This window comes from Arthrobacter sp. TmtSoilC48 (assembly GCF_059739425.1).
This window is the reverse complement of the sequence record NZ_AP046049.1, coordinates 587020-601493: the sequence shown is the minus strand read 5'-3', so window position 1 is coordinate 601493 and position 14474 is coordinate 587020. Positions and strand designations below refer to the sequence as shown.

Here is a 14474-nt window from a genome sequence, read left to right as displayed (position 1 = left end):
GGGCTAAGCCGTCCCGAAGCGGACAGCAGCCCGGGCCTTTGCCTTGGCGGCTTCCTCGTCACGGTTCTTCGCCGGGCCATGGCTCACCAGCGAATCCAGCAAATGCTGCGTGATGTGGGCGATCTCGTGGACGGCCTCAGCGAAAGCTTCCTCGTTGGCTTTGGACGGTTTGGTGGAACCGCTGATCTTGCGCACGTATTGCAGCGCGGCGGCCTCCACCTCTGCCGACGTAGCGTGTGGTTCGAAGTTATGAAGAGTCCTGATATTCCGGCACATAACCCCATGCTAACTATGGGCAGCGCTCCATGGGGAGGGGTGCCCATCGACGCCTTTTCGAATCCCACGATAGGTTTTAGCTATTGGATCTTCCGGATGAGCCGGAGGCCGCTGGGGATGCCGAAGAGCTCGGGTCCGAACAAATGAAGGAGAATCTCATGGCTATTTGGGGTGCAGATGTTGATCAGCTTCGTCAGCTCGGTAACAAGCTGAAGGCTGGTGCCGAGAACATCGAGCAGCAGCGCTCACAGCTGAAGGGCGCCCTTGACGGCACCGACTGGAAGGGCCCGGACGCCGACAAGTTCCGCGGCGAGTGGGACAGCCAGCACGCTTCCAACCTGAAGAAGGTTGCCGACGCCCTTCGCGAAGCCGGCGACCGCGCTCAGAAGAACGCTGAGCAGCAGCAGCAGGCTTCCAACTAGGACCGTTGGGAAACCCCGGACGCTACGGCGTCCGGGGTTTTCGCTTCTTAAGATCCAAACTCGAAGTTGCCGCTTAGTCCCGCGGGACCTTGGCGACGTGCCCCGACGGGACGGGTTCGACGTCGTTCGCGTGATCAAGGACGCGTGCCCGGGCAGCCTCCTCGGCGGTCCGGGCGGCCTTACGGTCGCCTCGCAATTCGTCCACGCGGACCAAGACCACACCGCCCACAATCAGAAGCCCACCCAGCAACTGGATGGTGCTCGGCAATTCACCCAACAGCAGCCAAGCCCAGATCACGGCGAACAGCACTTCCGTCAGGGACACGAAAGACGCCACTTTGGACCCCAGGCTGCGTGCGGCCATGATGCCGGAGACGTAGGCGAGGACGGTCGCGAGAATAACAAGCCCCACAGCTGACACCCACCAGGGTATGGTCCAGGGACCGAGGGCCGTATCGGCGGTACTGAAAGTCATGGGGATCAACCCCACGGCACCCACCAGCCACATGACCAGCGCGCCCACCAGGAGACCGCCCGAGGCAAGCACGAGTGGAGGAAGGGTGTCGTTTTCCTTGGCTGTGATGAAGAAGTAGATCACGAGGCACACGGCGGCAGCCATGCCCCAGAGGACGCCGATGAAGTCCACCTTCACAGCGCCGGTGAGGTCGAGCACAAGGACTAGTCCACCCAACGAAAGCAATGCGCCAGCGGCGGTAAGGGCCCGTGGGCGGCGACGGCTGGCGATCCACAGCCACAGCACGATCATGACCGGAGCAAGGTATTCGAGCAGCAGGGCAACCCCCACGGACAACCGGGCTACTGCGTTGAAGTAGAACAGCTGGCAACCTGCGACTCCGATGAGCCCAAACAGCAGGATAGTCAGCCAGTTGTCCTTGAGCTGGTGCCAGCGGCCGCGAAGAACCACGACGCCGGGAATCGCCAAGATCAGCGCTGCACCGGTGAGTCGCACGGCAACAGCAGCGCCAGGTGACCAGCCGGTTTCAAGCATGGACTTGGCGAACGAGCCGGAGGTACCGAAAACCGCGGAGGAGAATAAAGCGATGCCGAGTCCTGAGGCCACGAAACCTTTTGCATCAGCCTTCGTCTTTGTAGCTGACACAGCAGCCTCCTGTCAGGAGTAAAGTGGGCTTATGGTCATGACAGTACTCCCGAAACATGTAAGGAGTCAAAGTGCATTTTGCGCCTGACACCGAGATTGCACTACGCACCGTCGTTAATCTCGTCAACACAGCAGCCAACGGCGAGGATTCGCTGGCATCAGTAGAGGACCTCGACGCCTTTTTGGAGGCCGAAGAATTCTCGGGTTCGAGGACACATGACGAAGCAGAATTGCGCAGCGTCAAGCGGCTGCGTAGCGAGCTGGCATCACTCTGGGCCGCCGATGAGGACACCGCCGCAAAGACCGTGAACAAACTGCTCATAGACGCGCAGGCACTCCCGCAACTCGTCAAGCACGATCACTGGGACTGGCATCTCCACGCCACTACACCCGAGGCACCCTTGGCCGACCGCATGGGCACAGAAGCTGCCATGGCAATCATCGACGTCATCCGCAGCCAGGAAATGGATCGCATGCGTATTTGCGCCGCAGACGATTGCGATGCGGTGGTCCTGGACCTCAGCCGTAACCGCTCCAAGCTCTATTGCGACACAGGCAACTGTGCCAACCGCGCACACGTCGCAGCGTATCGGGCGCGGAAAGCGGCCGTGGGCGAGTAGATCTCCTCCCCGCGGAAAATGCAGGGCGCCACTGCGGCCCCACTCTACGAAAAAGCGCTCCCCCACCTGTAGTGAGGAAGCGCTTGACGGTTAGTGGCCGCCGTCGGGCGTTTCAGTCTCGTCTGCAACGGAACCGGGAGCGGCGGGACCACCATGCCCGGGACGCTTCGAACTGAGGTTGACACCCGAGCCCTTACCCAGATGTTCGGCGTTTTCCTTGTGGCTCATGGAGAGCATCGCAGCCACCACGAGGCTCACGATAAACGCGATACCAGCGCCGGTGAAGGCGAGGTCGAACCGCGGAGCGCGTGCGCTGCCGCCAGAAGCGAAAATGAGCACGGCAACGAATGCCAGTACTGCGAAGAACGCGGAGAACATGAGGGGTCCCTTGACCGAGGTCCGCATCTTGCGCGGCTCTCCTGGTGTCTGGTCTGCCACGATCATTCCTCCAATGATGGCGGGCCTGTTCGGCTCCCCGCCGGTCTGCAAAAGTTCTACAACGAGTAGAACGTCCAGCTACTAGTTTACGGCCTCCGGGGAAGCACCCGGCGCAGTGGCCTGGTTGCCCGTGTGAGCATCGTGCCGGAGCGTCAGCCCGGAGAGAATCCACAGCACGCCGGAAAGGATCGCTCCGCCACCGGCAACACCGAGAAGTGCGTGCGCGCCGAGCGATATGAAGAACGGCAACGCCACAGCAGTACCCACAGCGATAACACCGGACACCAGCCAATCACGGGTCAACGAGTCGCGATTCCGCAGTGCGTGGACCAGTTCAAGAACGCCAAGTACCAGCAACGCGGCGGCGGCAGAAAGCGCGACGCCGGCATCTGACTGAGTGACCAATGCCCCCACACCGCCGATCGCGACAACCACCGGAACTGCCGCAGGCAGAACGCGCGAGACCCACAACGAACCCGCTGTTGCGAGCAGGTACAAGCCAACGGCCCAGGCCAGCACCTGCACCGAAGGCGATCCCCAGAAGATGGTGACCAGGCCGAACACCAGCGCAACCACTGCCCGGGTCAGCACTGGTTTCCAGAGCCCGGGCACGGACGCAGGAGGTGTCTGGGAAGGAGTCGTGGGGAGAGTCACGCATCCAGTTTAGTGCGAACCAAGCACTACCCATTTGTCCGTGCGCGCGCGCAGTCCCAAAGTGACCCCGCGCGCCAGCATGTAGCCCAGCGCAAAGACGACCCACAGCCACACCAGCCCCGCCGCGCCGTCGGGCCTGGTCAGGTAGACGGCCGCCAGGAGCGGCAAGTAGACCGCAAGATTTACGACGCCGGCAATCGCCAGATAGCGCGCGTCACCGGCACCGATGAGGACGCCGTCCAGGACGAAGACGTAGCCTGCCAAAGGCTGTCCGACTGCAAGGACCCACAGGGCGACGGTCAATGCCTCACGCACACCGGCATCGGACGTGAAGAGGTAGCCGGCCCATGGCGCGGCCACGGCGAGCAGCACGCCGGTTATCACCCCGAACCCCAGGCCCCAGCGGATCATGGTTCGCGTCAATTCCCGGACGCGGACAGCATTTCTGGCGCCCAGTTCCTTGCCGATCAGGGCCTGCGCCGCGATGGCGAGCGCATCCAAGGCAAAGGCGAGGAACGAGAAAATGGTCATGGCCAGCTGATGGGCTGCGAGGTTCACGGCGCCTTGTGCAGTGACTACCAGGACTGTGGAGAGGATGGCTAGGCGGAGGCTTAGGGTACGCAGCATCAGCCACGAACCAACCTTTGTCATGGCCCGAATGCCATGCCAGTGGGGTTTGAGGGAGACACCGTGCTGCCGGGCGTTCCGGCCAACCATCACCAGATACACGGCGGCCATGGCCCATTGCGCAATGCTTGTGCCGATGGCCGAACCGGTGACGGACAGATCCAATCCGTAGACGAGGAACCAGTTCAACGCGATGTTCAGTGCGAATCCGGCCGTGGCAACCACCAAGGGCGTCCGCGTGTCCTGAAGGCCGCGGAGCACGCCAGTGCCTGCGAAGATGAGCAACATCGCGGCCAGCCCGGGCATCGACCAACGCAGGTAATCCACTGCGAACCCGCGAACCTCACCCGTCGCGCCCATCAGGCCAACCAGGGGTTCGGCGGCGACAAAGCCGGCGACGGCGAGAACCGCACCGAGGATCAGAGCCAACCACACGCCGTCGCGCCCTGCCGCCAAAGCCTTGCCGAGCTTGCCGTCGCCAATCGCCCGGGCGACTGCCGGCGTCGTCGAATATGCCAGGAAGACCATAAGTCCAACAGCCGTGTGCATCAGCGTGGATGCCAGCCCAACGCCGGCGAGCTGATCCACGCCAAGGTGGCCCACAATGGCGGAGTCAGCGAGCAGGAACAGCGGCTCGGCTATGAGCGCGCCGAACGCGGGTACTGCCAGGCGCAGGATCTCGCGGGCATTGGAACGAGTGGTGAGAGTTGTGGTTTGAGGCACTAAACAAGCCTAGTCCGCTTGGGGGCGGGTAAATTTGGGGCCGTGTCACACAAGCATCCCGTTACAGTTTCCGTCGCCCGCACCATCCTTCCGGAGTACACCCGGCAAGCAAATGCCTGGGCACACGCTGGCCAGGAATTGGCGCGCGAGTGGCCCGGATATCTGGGCTCGGGGTGGGTCCGGAGTGGGGCCGGCTCGAACGAATGGCACATGCTGTACCGGTTCGCCGATGCTGAAACGCTGCATGGATGGGAGCAGTCCGAGGAGCGGCGTTGGTGGATCGACAGCGCGCGGGAAATGATGGAGACCACGCGGGTTGAGCGGCGTACAGGCATCGAGGGTTGGTTTTCGCAGCCCGGCGATGCCTCCGTGATTGTTCCGGAAACTGTTGTGCCACCGCGTTGGAAACAGGCGATCAGCATCTTCCTACCGTTCTTCCCTCTTAGTCTGTTGGCCAATTTCCTGCTGCACCCCTTGACGCTGGGCTGGCCGCTGGTGTTCCAGGTGCTGCTCAACATCGTCATCCTCACACCGCTGATGACGTACATCTTCCTGCCCATCACGACGCGCCTCCTCCAGCCTTGGCTGCAGGCAAAACCACGTGGGATGAGTCACGGAACTTCTCAATTAGTTGACTCTTCAACTTATCTCCGGGAAGGTTGAAGGCATGAACAAGTCCAGCTTGAGCACCACAGCCCTGACCGTCCTGCGCGTTATTGCAGGTTTTCTCTTCGCCGCGCACGGTTGGCAGAAGTTCAACGAATTCACCATCGCCGGCACCCAGGCCTCCTTTGCACAGATGGGCGTACCAGGCGCTTCCGCAGTAGCCCCGGTTGTTGCAACCCTCGAGCTTGTGGGCGGCATCGCCTTGATCCTCGGGCTCCTGACCCGGGTGTTCGCGGCCCTCCTGGCCATTGACATGCTGGGAGCACTGTTCCTGGTTCACGCTCCGGCCGGCGTCTTCGTCGCCAACGGCGGATACGAGCTGGTCCTCCTCTTCGCCGGCGCCGCTTTGGCCCTCGCCCTGGCTGGAGCAGGCAAGATCTCCGCCGACAACGCCCTCTTCGGCCGCTCCGCCAGCAAGCTCCGCGTCCTCGCGTAATTTGCCCCCAACCCCCCGATGTTCTCTCACATCCGAGCCTGAATAGCGGAACGCTCGCTCACTTTCGCCAAGAAAGTGAGCGAGCATCGGCGTTAAGGGGTCACGATGTGAGAGAACGTCGGCGCTTAAGGGTCACGATGTGAGAGAACGTCTAGCCTTCGACGCCGGTCAGCTCGTTCGGGACGTGCTCAAGCTGCACGGACTTCTTCACCTTGCCTGTTTTCAAGTCCACCGCGTGAATAGTTTGCGTCGCAGGTTCGGTGACGAACGCCGTCGAACCTTGGACGAAAAGCGTGGGGCGCGGGTCCTGCCACGTGGTGGATTCTTCCCACGCGGCGACTACAGGGATGGTCGAGGACACTTCTCCCGAGAGCGGGTCGATGACGCGCAGGCCGCCGTCAGTTCCGAGCACCAGCGCTTCGCCCGCCGGTCCGCGGCCCAGCGAGCGGAACGAGTAGCTGGTTCCAATATCCACAAGCCGGAGGGTTGCGGTTTCAGTGTTGACCAGGGAAATGCGCGTGGGCCGTTCCAGCTCAGCGGCTTTGTCCACTTTGTAGTCGCCCAGGATCACCGGCGACTTCTCCGAGCCCGCCTGGTTGCCCATGCGCCCATATGCATCCGGGCTTGCGACCTTGGTGATGGCACCGTCCTTGTAGATCAGCATGCCATTCTCGCAGCCAACCACCACAGCTTCTCCTGCAGCAACTGCCTCGCCGTGCACACCAGGGCAGTCTTCGTTACGCACAACTTCCTTACGGTCCTGCCCCTTGCCGGCCTCCAGGACAGCGATGCCGGTGCGGCCCTCGTCGTTGCCCAGGGTAACCAGCAGCTTGCCATCCTCCAACTCCACTGCGACGCCGTGGTGAGCCTCGGCCGTGGTGTAAGCGTCCGTGGCGGGCAGCTTGCCAGCCTCCACAGCGTCGCCCAGGGCGCTGGACTCGAAGGTTTCCACCTTGCCGGAGCCGTCACTGAACAGCACCGTCTTGTCCGCGTGCCGCACGACGTGACCTGCCTTGCTCGCCTCGAACGACAGATCGGTCAGCCTGGGTTCGGCAACGTAGTGATGGCTGTGGTCGCCGTGCGGCTCGGTCCAGGCGCCGGCGTCGAAAACGCGGAACGCGTCGCCCGTGGACACCAGGACATGCCGGCCGTCACCTGCAGGGTTGAGGCGGTTGAAGCCGCCCAGCTCCGCTTCGCCGCCCACGGGTTCGAGCGTCTTTGCGTCTACCACCGCGATGCCGCCGTCGTACGTGTAAACGAGCCGAGGCGAGGGAGCGCCCGCTTCCTTTTCCTTCGATGCTGCTGCATGGGATTCGGTTGGCGCTTCAGCCGGGCTGGCCCCGGGGGCAGCGCATGCGGTGAGGAGAAGCGCAGAAAGCCCGACGGCGGCAAGCGGCCGGGCGCTTCTGCGGCGCCTTGTTCGGGTGGTTGGGCGTGGCGAAGTAAGGGTCGGGTGATGAGTCATGGATTAAATGATATTGATTCTCATTTGTGTATCAAATCGCCTGGGTCGTCCGTTTCGGATTGGCCGGGCAGAAAGGTCTGGCCAGCCGGACGGCGGGCGCACGACGTGGACACGTAACAGAAACCCGCCAACAGTAAACTTCGAGCATGAGCGAGTCCCCCAGCAACTCCGTAACCCTCCGCTTCCTCGCCGCCCCCATGGACGTGGGCCACAGTGGATCCGTCGACGCCGGCACCGTCCTTGAGTGGGTGGACAAGGCTGCGTACGCGGCGGCCGTTGGTTGGGCGAAGTCCTATTGCGTCACGGCCTACGTGGGCAACATCCACTTCACAGATCCGGTGAACAGCGGCGACATGGTGGAGGTGACGTCCACCATCGTCTACACCGGCCGTTCTTCCATGCACATCCACACGGTGGTCAGCTCGCGCGATCCCAAGGGTGGACCGGAGACGATGCACAGCCAGTGCATGGTGATTTTCGTGGCCGTCGGACCTGACGGCAAGCCCATTCCTGTGCCACAGTTCGAGCCCTCCACTCCGGACGAGATCGAGCAACGCGATCACGCGCTTGCCCGCATTGAAGTCCGCGAGCAGATCGTCAATGCGATGAACGCCCAGGAATATACCGACGCCGGCACCGCCGAACGCGTGACGTTGCGCTTCATGGCGTCCCCCACTGATGTGAACTGGGGTGGCAAAGTCCACGGTGGCATCGTCATGAAATGGATCGATGAGGCCGCCTACGTTTGCGCCTCCAGGTACTGCGGCCGGGATACTGTGGCGGTGTTCTCGGGCGGCGTGCGCTTCTACCGGCCGTTGCTGATCGGCCACGTAGTGGAGGTGGAGGCGCGGCTAGTATACACCGGGGCAAAGGGAATGCACATCGCCGTGCACGTCCGCTCCGGCGATCCGAAAACCCGCGAAATGAACCTGACCACGTATTGCCTGACGGTCATGGTGGCCCGTGACGAAACCGGAACAGCCGTACCCATTCCACCGTGGGTGCCGGTATCCGAGGAAGACAAGAAACTGCACGCGCACGCCAGGGAATTGCTGGAGATCCGCGGCAGGGCCCCCGGAAACCGGCTGCCCGACCACTTACTGAAGGCAGGCGGCTACCAAGAGGCATGACTTCGGCTTAGTCAGGCCCGATGGAACAGACCGCGTTGGCCGCGGGCGCGAAACACGCCCGTGGCCAACCCTCGGTCTAGGCCTTGTAACCCGTCGGCGGTGTGAGAACGCCGCGCTCGATGAGCTTCTCGATATTGGCGGCCCGTGTTGAGTCTTCCCGGGCAAGCCAGCCCTCGGCCGGGGGCGCGTCGAGGTACTGGTTCTTCGGATAGATCGGGGTGTCGTAAATGACCCGGTACTGCTCCGTGCGCAGGTCCTTGAACTGGTTGTACAGGCCGTTCGAGAGACGGGCACGGCGCAGCGCCTCGATGTCGATGGTGGTGCAGACGAACGAGTCGCCCGAGGTCCAGCCCTGCTGCTTGGTCAGGATCTGGCCGCGTGGACCGACGATCATGGACTGGCCGCCGAACAGGTCCTGCATTGACCCGTCGTCACGGACTTCGGGCCCCAGGTTCGGAGCGACGACGTACGCCGAGTTGAACATGGCGTGGGCCCGGTTCTGCAGTTCCCACATGCCGTTCTGCACGGCCGGCTCGATCAGGGTGCCCCGGATAATGATCTCGGCACCGTTCATCGCGAGCCCACGCGGCACCTCGGGGTACACACCCTCGTGGCAGATGGCGTACCCGATGTTGCCGATCTCGGTCCTGGCCACAGGGAAAATGGCGTCCATTGCATTGCCATCGCCCTTCTTTTCAATCCATTCGTCCCAGACGTCGTGCGGGTTCATGTTGCCAAGCATGCCGCCCTCGTAGGCGTCACTGGTGGCTTTGTAGCGCTTGTAGATGATGTCGCCCTGCGGATCGATGATGAAGGCGACATTGAAGTGGCGGTCCGGGAAGTCCTCGTCCTTGACCATGTACAACTCAGCAGCGATGTAGGTGTTGAGTTCCACGGCCTTTTTCGCGAGTTCGTCCGTCTCCGGACCGGGGATTGTCACGGCAAAGTGGCGCTCCTTTTCGCGGTTCCCTGGCGTGTTGGCGATCATGCCCTGGATTGCCATTTCCGGCAGGACGACCAGCTTGACCGGAGAGCCTTCCCAGGACCCGACCATGACTGCCGTGTCGATGAATTCGTTGATGCGTTTGACGTTCGCTACGCCGTCGCCGGGATTTTTCACGTTGATGGTCCGCGGCGAGACTGCGACGACGACAAATGGATCGACCATTGTTTCTTTCTCTTTTCTCTTCTTTGAGTACCTGAGTTAGCGCTAACTCACGGTATTCCGGTTTAGTTAGGAATTGCAAGAACTCGGAGTGGTCCGGTTCTTAGGTGTGGACCAGAGACCATTGATGGCCCTGGTCGGGAGTTGAACCCCGGGTATGGCGGGGCAGGCGGCGCTTTGTGTTAGCGCTTGCTTCGCGGCGGTGCTGTGGTGTCGCGGAGTATGAGGCGTGGTTCCAGCAGGGGGATGTCTCCCTCGGCTTCCTCTTTGATCATGGCGAGGATACGGCTTACAGCGATATGACCGATTGCTTCGAAATCCAGCTTTACGGTCGTTAGCGCCGGGCGAAAGAAGGGTGCTTCTTTGACGTCGTCGAATCCCACCACGCTGACGTCGACCGGAACGTCGCGCCCGGCCTCGTCCATGGCCTTGATTACTCCCAGCGCGAAGGGGTCGTTGGCGGCAAAGACCGCCGTGACGTCCTTCTTTGCGGCGAGTTCACGGCCGACACGGTATCCCTCGGCGGCCGACCAGTCGGAAGTTGGCAGCGGCGTCGGAACGACTCGTCCAGCAGCCCCGAGCTCCGCTGCCCATCCCTGGACCCGGGCAGATGTTGCCATCCAGCCCGGCGGGCCTTGGACGTGCCATACGGTTTCGTGTCCGAGGTCCAGCAGGTGGCGCACCACCATCCGCGCACCACGCACTTCGTCAACAGAAACGCTTGTCGGGCTCGGCTGCGATCCTTGCTGGAAGGTCACTACGGGAACACCGATGTCGAGGCCCTCAAGCACCGTGATCGCATCCAACAGGGGCGCGAGCACGATCACGCCGTCAACTGTGTCCGAATTGATGGATTCGAAGGCAGCCCTAATATCTTCCCGGCGAAGACTGGCCAACGTGACTAAACGCGTCGCATAGCCATGTTGCCGGGCTTCCTCGGAAATACCGTACAAGGCCACCGTTGGTCCGAGGACCGACAGTTCGAAGCTGACAACGCCGATTGTCATGGTCCGGTTGCTGGCGAGAGCCGCTGCCGCTGGATTGCGGCGGTACCGCAGCTGTGCGATGGCGTGCTCAACGCGTTGACGGATGTCCGGGTCCACGTTGGTCGCTCCCCTGACAACCCGTGACACCGTCTGCTGGGAGACCCCGGCGAGCCGGGCAACATCGGACATGCGGGGGGCCTTTGACCTGGAGGCCAGCCGCTCCCCGCGCCCGTTGGAGTTCCGGGCTTCTGAAGGTGCAGGGGTCGTGGACACCACTCCATTATCCCCGGTCACCCTCGACGAACCCCTGAACGCGACGCCGGGCGTTGCGCCGGCTGTCACGGGCGCCTGTACCGCAGGACTTCGGGATGCTGGTCGTACGGCCACTCGGCCCCCTCCACCATGTATTTTCGGGTTGTGTAGCTGCCGTCCATCGTTGAGGCCAGCGACGGGGGTCCGTCGAAGCCGATGACACCCCAACCGACCCGGTTCTCGTTGCCGCCGTAAACCGGGTCGCCGTAAAACCCCTGACGGGTGTTGAGCACCAGCAGCGGGAAGAACTCCAGAAAGTCCTCGTTGACCGGTTGGTTGCCCGCCGGCGCGCCGCCAAGACCAGCTTCGGAGTGCTCCAGTGAGAAAGCGTTCGGCTTCTCCGCGCCCGATAACGTCTCCAACACCGCGTCCTGGTCATCCGCCGGAAGTTCGAGGAACCCGACGTCGGCACGCTCTTTCGCCAGCCGGTCCAACTCCACAACGCCTTCGCGGTAAAACTCCCGGCGCTGCTTGATGCGCTCCTGCCACGCGGCCTCGTCGCGGCCCTCCATCCGGAGGAACCCGTTCCCGTCAGCAGCCGGGAAGATGAACTGCGTTCCCGCCAGCATCCGGTCAATGAAGCGCACAACCTTGGCCTCACGCGCGCCCGGATGATGGTCAGTGGGGATGATCCGGGCCGTTGCGGCCTCGATCGTATTCCACTCGTGCTCGGTGAAAAAGACCGGCCCTTCGACGTCGCGTGTTGAGATCGGTACCGTAGCCCATTCCGCCTGTCCCATGTGAGATCTGTCCTTTCGTATCCTGTGTGGGGGTGCAAATCAGTTTTCGGACCAGCCGTGGCGGTCGACCTGGAGGATGCGGTCCGAGCACCGCCAAGCATTGGCCATGATCGTCAGGGCCGGGTTGATGCCGGTCGCGGTCGGGAAGAAGCTCGCATCGAAAACGTAGAGGTTTGGTACCTCGTGCGAGCGGCACCAGCGGTCGACGACGGACGTCGCCGGGTCGTTGCCCATGCGGGCGGTGCCCAGTTCGTGCGAGGTATTGCCCGTGATCCGCTCCATGTTGACCGGTATGACCTTCTTCGCCCCTGCGGCCTCGAGGATTTCCCCGTTCTTGGCGACCTGCCAGCGTTCCTGGGCGAAGTCGTTGGAGTGGGGCGTGTGGGTAATGCGCGCCACCGGCAGCCCCCAGGCGTCTTTGACGTTCGGGTCAAGGTCGACGCGGTTGTCCTCAACCGGCAAATCATGCAGCAGGACCCCGATTTTCATGCTGTGGTTGAAAAAGTCGCGGTCCGCGTCCTTCGCCGCCTGGCCCCAGGTCGGCCTGCCGGGGAAGCTCCAGTTCACAGGGTGCCCGATCATCGAGGGGAAGATCAGAGACCCGAGAATATGGCCCCGGCTCTCGTCCGTTTCGTAGAAGTCGAACGAACACAGGCTCATGTAGTGGCCCGCCCACCCGTACAGCGGATCATTCACCTCACGGTCAAACAAGCCAACCGAGAAAGAGTATTGGTGGAAGGTCGCGTTCTTGCCAACCATGCCGTTGCCGTTGCCGAGGCCGTCCGGGAAGAGCCCCGACTTGGACATGAGCAGCAGCCGCGGGGTTTCGATGCCGCCGCCACAGACGATGACGGCTTTGGCGTGTTGGACGAATTCGTCGCCGTCCTCGTCCTGGTAGCGGACACCGGTGGCGCGACCGTCCTTGCCAACGAGTATCTCGCTGACGTAAGAATCTGGGCGGAGGTCGTAGCGGCCGGTCGCTATCGCGTCCGGGATAAAGCTGATCAGGGTCGATGACTTGCCGGTGCCCGGATCGGGGTACTGCTGCCAGAAGCCGTTCTCGCTGAAGGGTTGCCGCCCCCGGTAAGGTTCGGTGACCATGCCCTGCGGCATCGGGAAAGTGCCGTGGCCGAGCTTGGACATCGCGGTGGCGAAGGTCCGCCCGATCTGGCTCAGCGGTGATGGCTTGGTCGGGTAGCCCCGGCTGCGCCACGCTTCCCACTTGTTCGCCCCCGCCAGGCCCGACGTGCCGAACTCCCACTCAACGCGCGTGTAGTACGGCTCCAGTTCGTCATAGGAGATGGGCCAGTCGACCAAGCTCGCACCCGGCACGTCGCCGTGCAGGCTGCGCAGCTTGAAATCGCTCTCGGCCATGCGCGGCACCATGCCGCCCCAGTGGGTGGTACCTCCGCCGACAACCTGCGGCGTCGCCGAGAAGTTGGTGATTTCCGCCTCGACCTTGTCGTTCGGACGATAGGTCCGCGGCTTCACCTTCGGGTCCTGCCAGATGAAATTCCGGTTGAGGAACTTCAGCTCGTCTCCCGAGGCGTGCTCAGGCTTCAGCCATGGCCCCCGCTCCAGGCCCACCACCTTCAGGCCAGCCTCGGACAGCACCTTTGCCGCTGTGGCCCCGCCGGCGCCTGCGCCGACGATGACGACGTCGACAGGCTCGGGCTGCTTCTTCCTGGTCATTATTTTGGTTTCCTTTCGTAAAGTCCTGCTTCGCGCACTGGCGTTCAGACCGTCACGGCTTCAATGCCGTTGCGGCCCACGCTTGCAAGAGGCAGGAGCTTGTCCCAGAGTTCCTGGGGGATGTCGTGGTTAAGCAGGTGGAGGGTCTCCTCGACGCGGTTCGGGCGGGACATTCCAACGATGGTGGATGCCACGCGCTCGTCGCGCACGGAGAACTGCAGGGCAGCCGCTGCGAGTGGGACACCGTACTGCCCGCACATCGCCTCCATGCGCAGGACCCTGTCGATCGTCGCCTGATCGACAGGGGCGTAGCAGTATCGCGGGACGGCCCGCGGGCCCTTGACGAGCATGCCGCCGCCGAAGGGGGCGGCATTGACGAAGGCGACTCCGCGGCGGGCTGCGTCCTCCAGGAGCGGCTCGGCGGTCTGTTCGACGAGGGTGTAGCGGTTGTGGCTGATGACGGCGTCGAACGCGTCCGTCTCAAGATACTGCAGCTCCAGGTCAATCGGGCCTCCGGCGACGCCCAGGCTCTGGATAACGCCCTGATCCCGAAGATCTATGAGGGCTTCAAGGGGGCCTCCCTTGGCCACACCCTCCTCGAACGAGATCTTTTCGGGGTCGTGCAGGTAGACGAGCTGGAGCTTATCGAGGCCCAGGCGCTCGAGGCTTTCCTCGACGGACCGGCGGACGCGGTCACCGGAGAAGTCGGTGCTGCCGGGAACGGGGTCGACCTTCGTGGCGACTACGTATCCCTCGGGGATGCCGCCCCGCTCGGCGATCGCCCGGCCAATCCGTTCTTCACTGGCACCCCCGCCGTACTCATTTGATGTATCGATGAAAGTGAAGGGCCCGTCAAAGACGCGGTGAATCGTGGCGACGGCGGTGCCTTCATCGACTTCGTAACCGTACTGGGCGGGAAAGCTGCCCAGCGCGCTCGTGCCTACACAGATATCGGAGACAGTCAGGCCGGTGCGGCCCAGGGGACGAATGGACATAATTCCT

Annotated in this window: 16 protein-coding genes; 5 read left to right on the top strand and 11 right to left on the bottom strand. The window is 62.9% G+C overall.

Features of this window, described 5'->3' with window-relative positions:
- Positions 1 to 3: 3 nt before the first annotated feature.
- Positions 4 to 276, bottom strand: a complete 273-nt coding sequence (locus AC6I97_RS02895; protein ID WP_011776687.1) for a DUF2277 domain-containing protein — start codon at positions 274 to 276, stop codon at positions 4 to 6.
- 158 nt (positions 277 to 434) lie between these two features.
- Here AC6I97_RS02895 and AC6I97_RS02890 point away from each other — a divergent pair, with 158 nt between their 5' ends.
- Complete coding sequence (locus AC6I97_RS02890; protein WP_011776688.1) at positions 435 to 698, top strand: WXG100 family type VII secretion target; 264 nt, start codon at positions 435 to 437, stop codon at positions 696 to 698.
- A gap of 73 nt (positions 699 to 771) precedes the next feature.
- On the opposite strand, the gene AC6I97_RS02885 is transcribed toward AC6I97_RS02890, so the two are convergent.
- Positions 772 to 1818, bottom strand: a complete 1047-nt coding sequence (locus AC6I97_RS02885; protein WP_497944004.1) for an EamA family transporter — start codon at positions 1816 to 1818, stop codon at positions 772 to 774.
- Between the two features lie 71 nt (positions 1819 to 1889).
- Here AC6I97_RS02885 and AC6I97_RS02880 point away from each other — a divergent pair, with 71 nt between their 5' ends.
- On the top strand, positions 1890 to 2438 hold the full coding sequence (locus AC6I97_RS02880) for a CGNR zinc finger domain-containing protein (RefSeq protein ID WP_224092762.1): 549 nt from the start codon (positions 1890 to 1892) through the stop codon (positions 2436 to 2438).
- 90 nt (positions 2439 to 2528) lie between these two features.
- Here the strand turns inward: AC6I97_RS02880 and AC6I97_RS02875 are convergent, their stop codons facing one another.
- The 3 genes from AC6I97_RS02875 to AC6I97_RS02865 form a co-directional block, all read right to left on the bottom strand.
- Positions 2529 to 2882 (bottom strand): hypothetical protein, encoded by a 354-nt coding sequence (locus tag AC6I97_RS02875; protein ID WP_224092748.1) that lies wholly within the window; start codon positions 2880 to 2882, stop codon positions 2529 to 2531.
- 75 nt (positions 2883 to 2957) lie between these two features.
- On the bottom strand, positions 2958 to 3530 hold the full coding sequence (locus AC6I97_RS02870; RefSeq protein ID WP_309928354.1) for a DUF308 domain-containing protein: 573 nt from the start codon (positions 3528 to 3530) through the stop codon (positions 2958 to 2960).
- A 9-nt stretch (positions 3531 to 3539) separates the two neighbouring features.
- Positions 3540 to 4880: an MATE family efflux transporter gene (locus AC6I97_RS02865; RefSeq protein WP_497944003.1), complete on the bottom strand. Its 1341-nt coding sequence runs from the start codon at positions 4878 to 4880 to the stop codon at positions 3540 to 3542.
- Positions 4881 to 4922: 42 nt separating this feature from the next.
- Between AC6I97_RS02865 and AC6I97_RS02860 the strand changes: the two genes are divergently transcribed.
- The gene (locus AC6I97_RS02860; RefSeq protein WP_497944002.1) at positions 4923 to 5543 is read left to right on the top strand and encodes an antibiotic biosynthesis monooxygenase; all 621 of its coding nucleotides are present in this window, start codon (positions 4923 to 4925) and stop codon (positions 5541 to 5543) included.
- A gap of 4 nt (positions 5544 to 5547) precedes the next feature.
- A complete protein-coding gene (locus AC6I97_RS02855) occupies positions 5548 to 5982 on the top strand; it encodes a DoxX family protein (RefSeq protein ID WP_224165855.1) in 435 nt (144 codons plus the stop codon).
- 151 nt (positions 5983 to 6133) lie between these two features.
- Here AC6I97_RS02855 and aztD read toward each other — a convergent pair whose 3' ends face one another.
- Positions 6134 to 7447 (bottom strand): zinc metallochaperone AztD, encoded by a 1314-nt coding sequence (gene aztD, locus AC6I97_RS02850; protein ID WP_497944001.1) that lies wholly within the window; start codon positions 7445 to 7447, stop codon positions 6134 to 6136.
- A gap of 146 nt (positions 7448 to 7593) precedes the next feature.
- On the opposite strand from aztD, the gene AC6I97_RS02845 reads away from it, so the two are divergent.
- A complete protein-coding gene (locus tag AC6I97_RS02845) occupies positions 7594 to 8577 on the top strand; it encodes an acyl-CoA thioesterase (protein WP_224092743.1) in 984 nt (327 codons plus the stop codon).
- Positions 8578 to 8653: 76 nt separating this feature from the next.
- Here the strand turns inward: AC6I97_RS02845 and AC6I97_RS02840 are convergent, their stop codons facing one another.
- The 5 genes from AC6I97_RS02840 to AC6I97_RS02820 all read right to left on the bottom strand — a co-directional run bounded on the left by AC6I97_RS02840 (position 8654) and on the right by AC6I97_RS02820 (position 14467).
- Entirely contained in the window at positions 8654 to 9745 is a 1092-nt protein-coding gene (locus tag AC6I97_RS02840) for a nitrilase-related carbon-nitrogen hydrolase (RefSeq protein WP_309928359.1), read from the bottom strand.
- 179 nt (positions 9746 to 9924) lie between these two features.
- Positions 9925 to 10917, bottom strand: coding sequence for a LacI family DNA-binding transcriptional regulator (locus tag AC6I97_RS02835; RefSeq protein ID WP_497944000.1), 993 nt, complete (start codon positions 10915 to 10917; stop codon positions 9925 to 9927).
- 149 nt (positions 10918 to 11066) lie between these two features.
- Positions 11067 to 11780 carry a gluconate 2-dehydrogenase subunit 3 family protein gene (locus AC6I97_RS02830; RefSeq protein WP_224165859.1) on the bottom strand — a complete coding sequence of 238 codons (714 nt, stop codon included), beginning with the start codon at positions 11778 to 11780 and terminating at the stop codon, positions 11067 to 11069.
- Between the two features lie 39 nt (positions 11781 to 11819).
- Entirely contained in the window at positions 11820 to 13472 is a 1653-nt protein-coding gene (locus AC6I97_RS02825; RefSeq protein WP_497943999.1) for a GMC family oxidoreductase, read from the bottom strand.
- 44 nt (positions 13473 to 13516) lie between these two features.
- Positions 13517 to 14467 (bottom strand): aldo/keto reductase, encoded by a 951-nt coding sequence (locus AC6I97_RS02820; protein ID WP_224165861.1) that lies wholly within the window; start codon positions 14465 to 14467, stop codon positions 13517 to 13519.
- Positions 14468 to 14474: the final 7 nt, after the last annotated feature.

What these genes read in the sequence shown, in the direction of transcription:
- AC6I97_RS02895 (WP_011776687.1), bottom strand. Translation starts at nt 276, where the DNA reads ATGTGCCGGAATATCAGGACTCTTCATAACTTCGAACCACACGCTACG.
- AC6I97_RS02890 (WP_011776688.1), top strand. Translation starts at nt 435, where the DNA reads ATGGCTATTTGGGGTGCAGATGTTGATCAGCTTCGTCAGCTCGGTAAC.
- AC6I97_RS02875 (WP_224092748.1), bottom strand. Translation starts at nt 2,882, where the DNA reads ATGATCGTGGCAGACCAGACACCAGGAGAGCCGCGCAAGATGCGGACC.
- AC6I97_RS02855 (WP_224165855.1), top strand. Translation starts at nt 5,548, where the DNA reads ATGAACAAGTCCAGCTTGAGCACCACAGCCCTGACCGTCCTGCGCGTT.
- aztD (WP_497944001.1), bottom strand. Translation starts at nt 7,447, where the DNA reads ATGACTCATCACCCGACCCTTACTTCGCCACGCCCAACCACCCGAACA.
- AC6I97_RS02845 (WP_224092743.1), top strand. Translation starts at nt 7,594, where the DNA reads ATGAGCGAGTCCCCCAGCAACTCCGTAACCCTCCGCTTCCTCGCCGCC.
- AC6I97_RS02840 (WP_309928359.1), bottom strand. Translation starts at nt 9,745, where the DNA reads ATGGTCGATCCATTTGTCGTCGTCGCAGTCTCGCCGCGGACCATCAAC.
- AC6I97_RS02835 (WP_497944000.1), bottom strand. Translation starts at nt 10,917, where the DNA reads ATGTCCGATGTTGCCCGGCTCGCCGGGGTCTCCCAGCAGACGGTGTCA.
- AC6I97_RS02830 (WP_224165859.1), bottom strand. Translation starts at nt 11,780, where the DNA reads ATGGGACAGGCGGAATGGGCTACGGTACCGATCTCAACACGCGACGTC.
- AC6I97_RS02825 (WP_497943999.1), bottom strand. Translation starts at nt 13,472, where the DNA reads ATGACCAGGAAGAAGCAGCCCGAGCCTGTCGACGTCGTCATCGTCGGC.
- AC6I97_RS02820 (WP_224165861.1), bottom strand. Translation starts at nt 14,467, where the DNA reads ATGTCCATTCGTCCCCTGGGCCGCACCGGCCTGACTGTCTCCGATATC.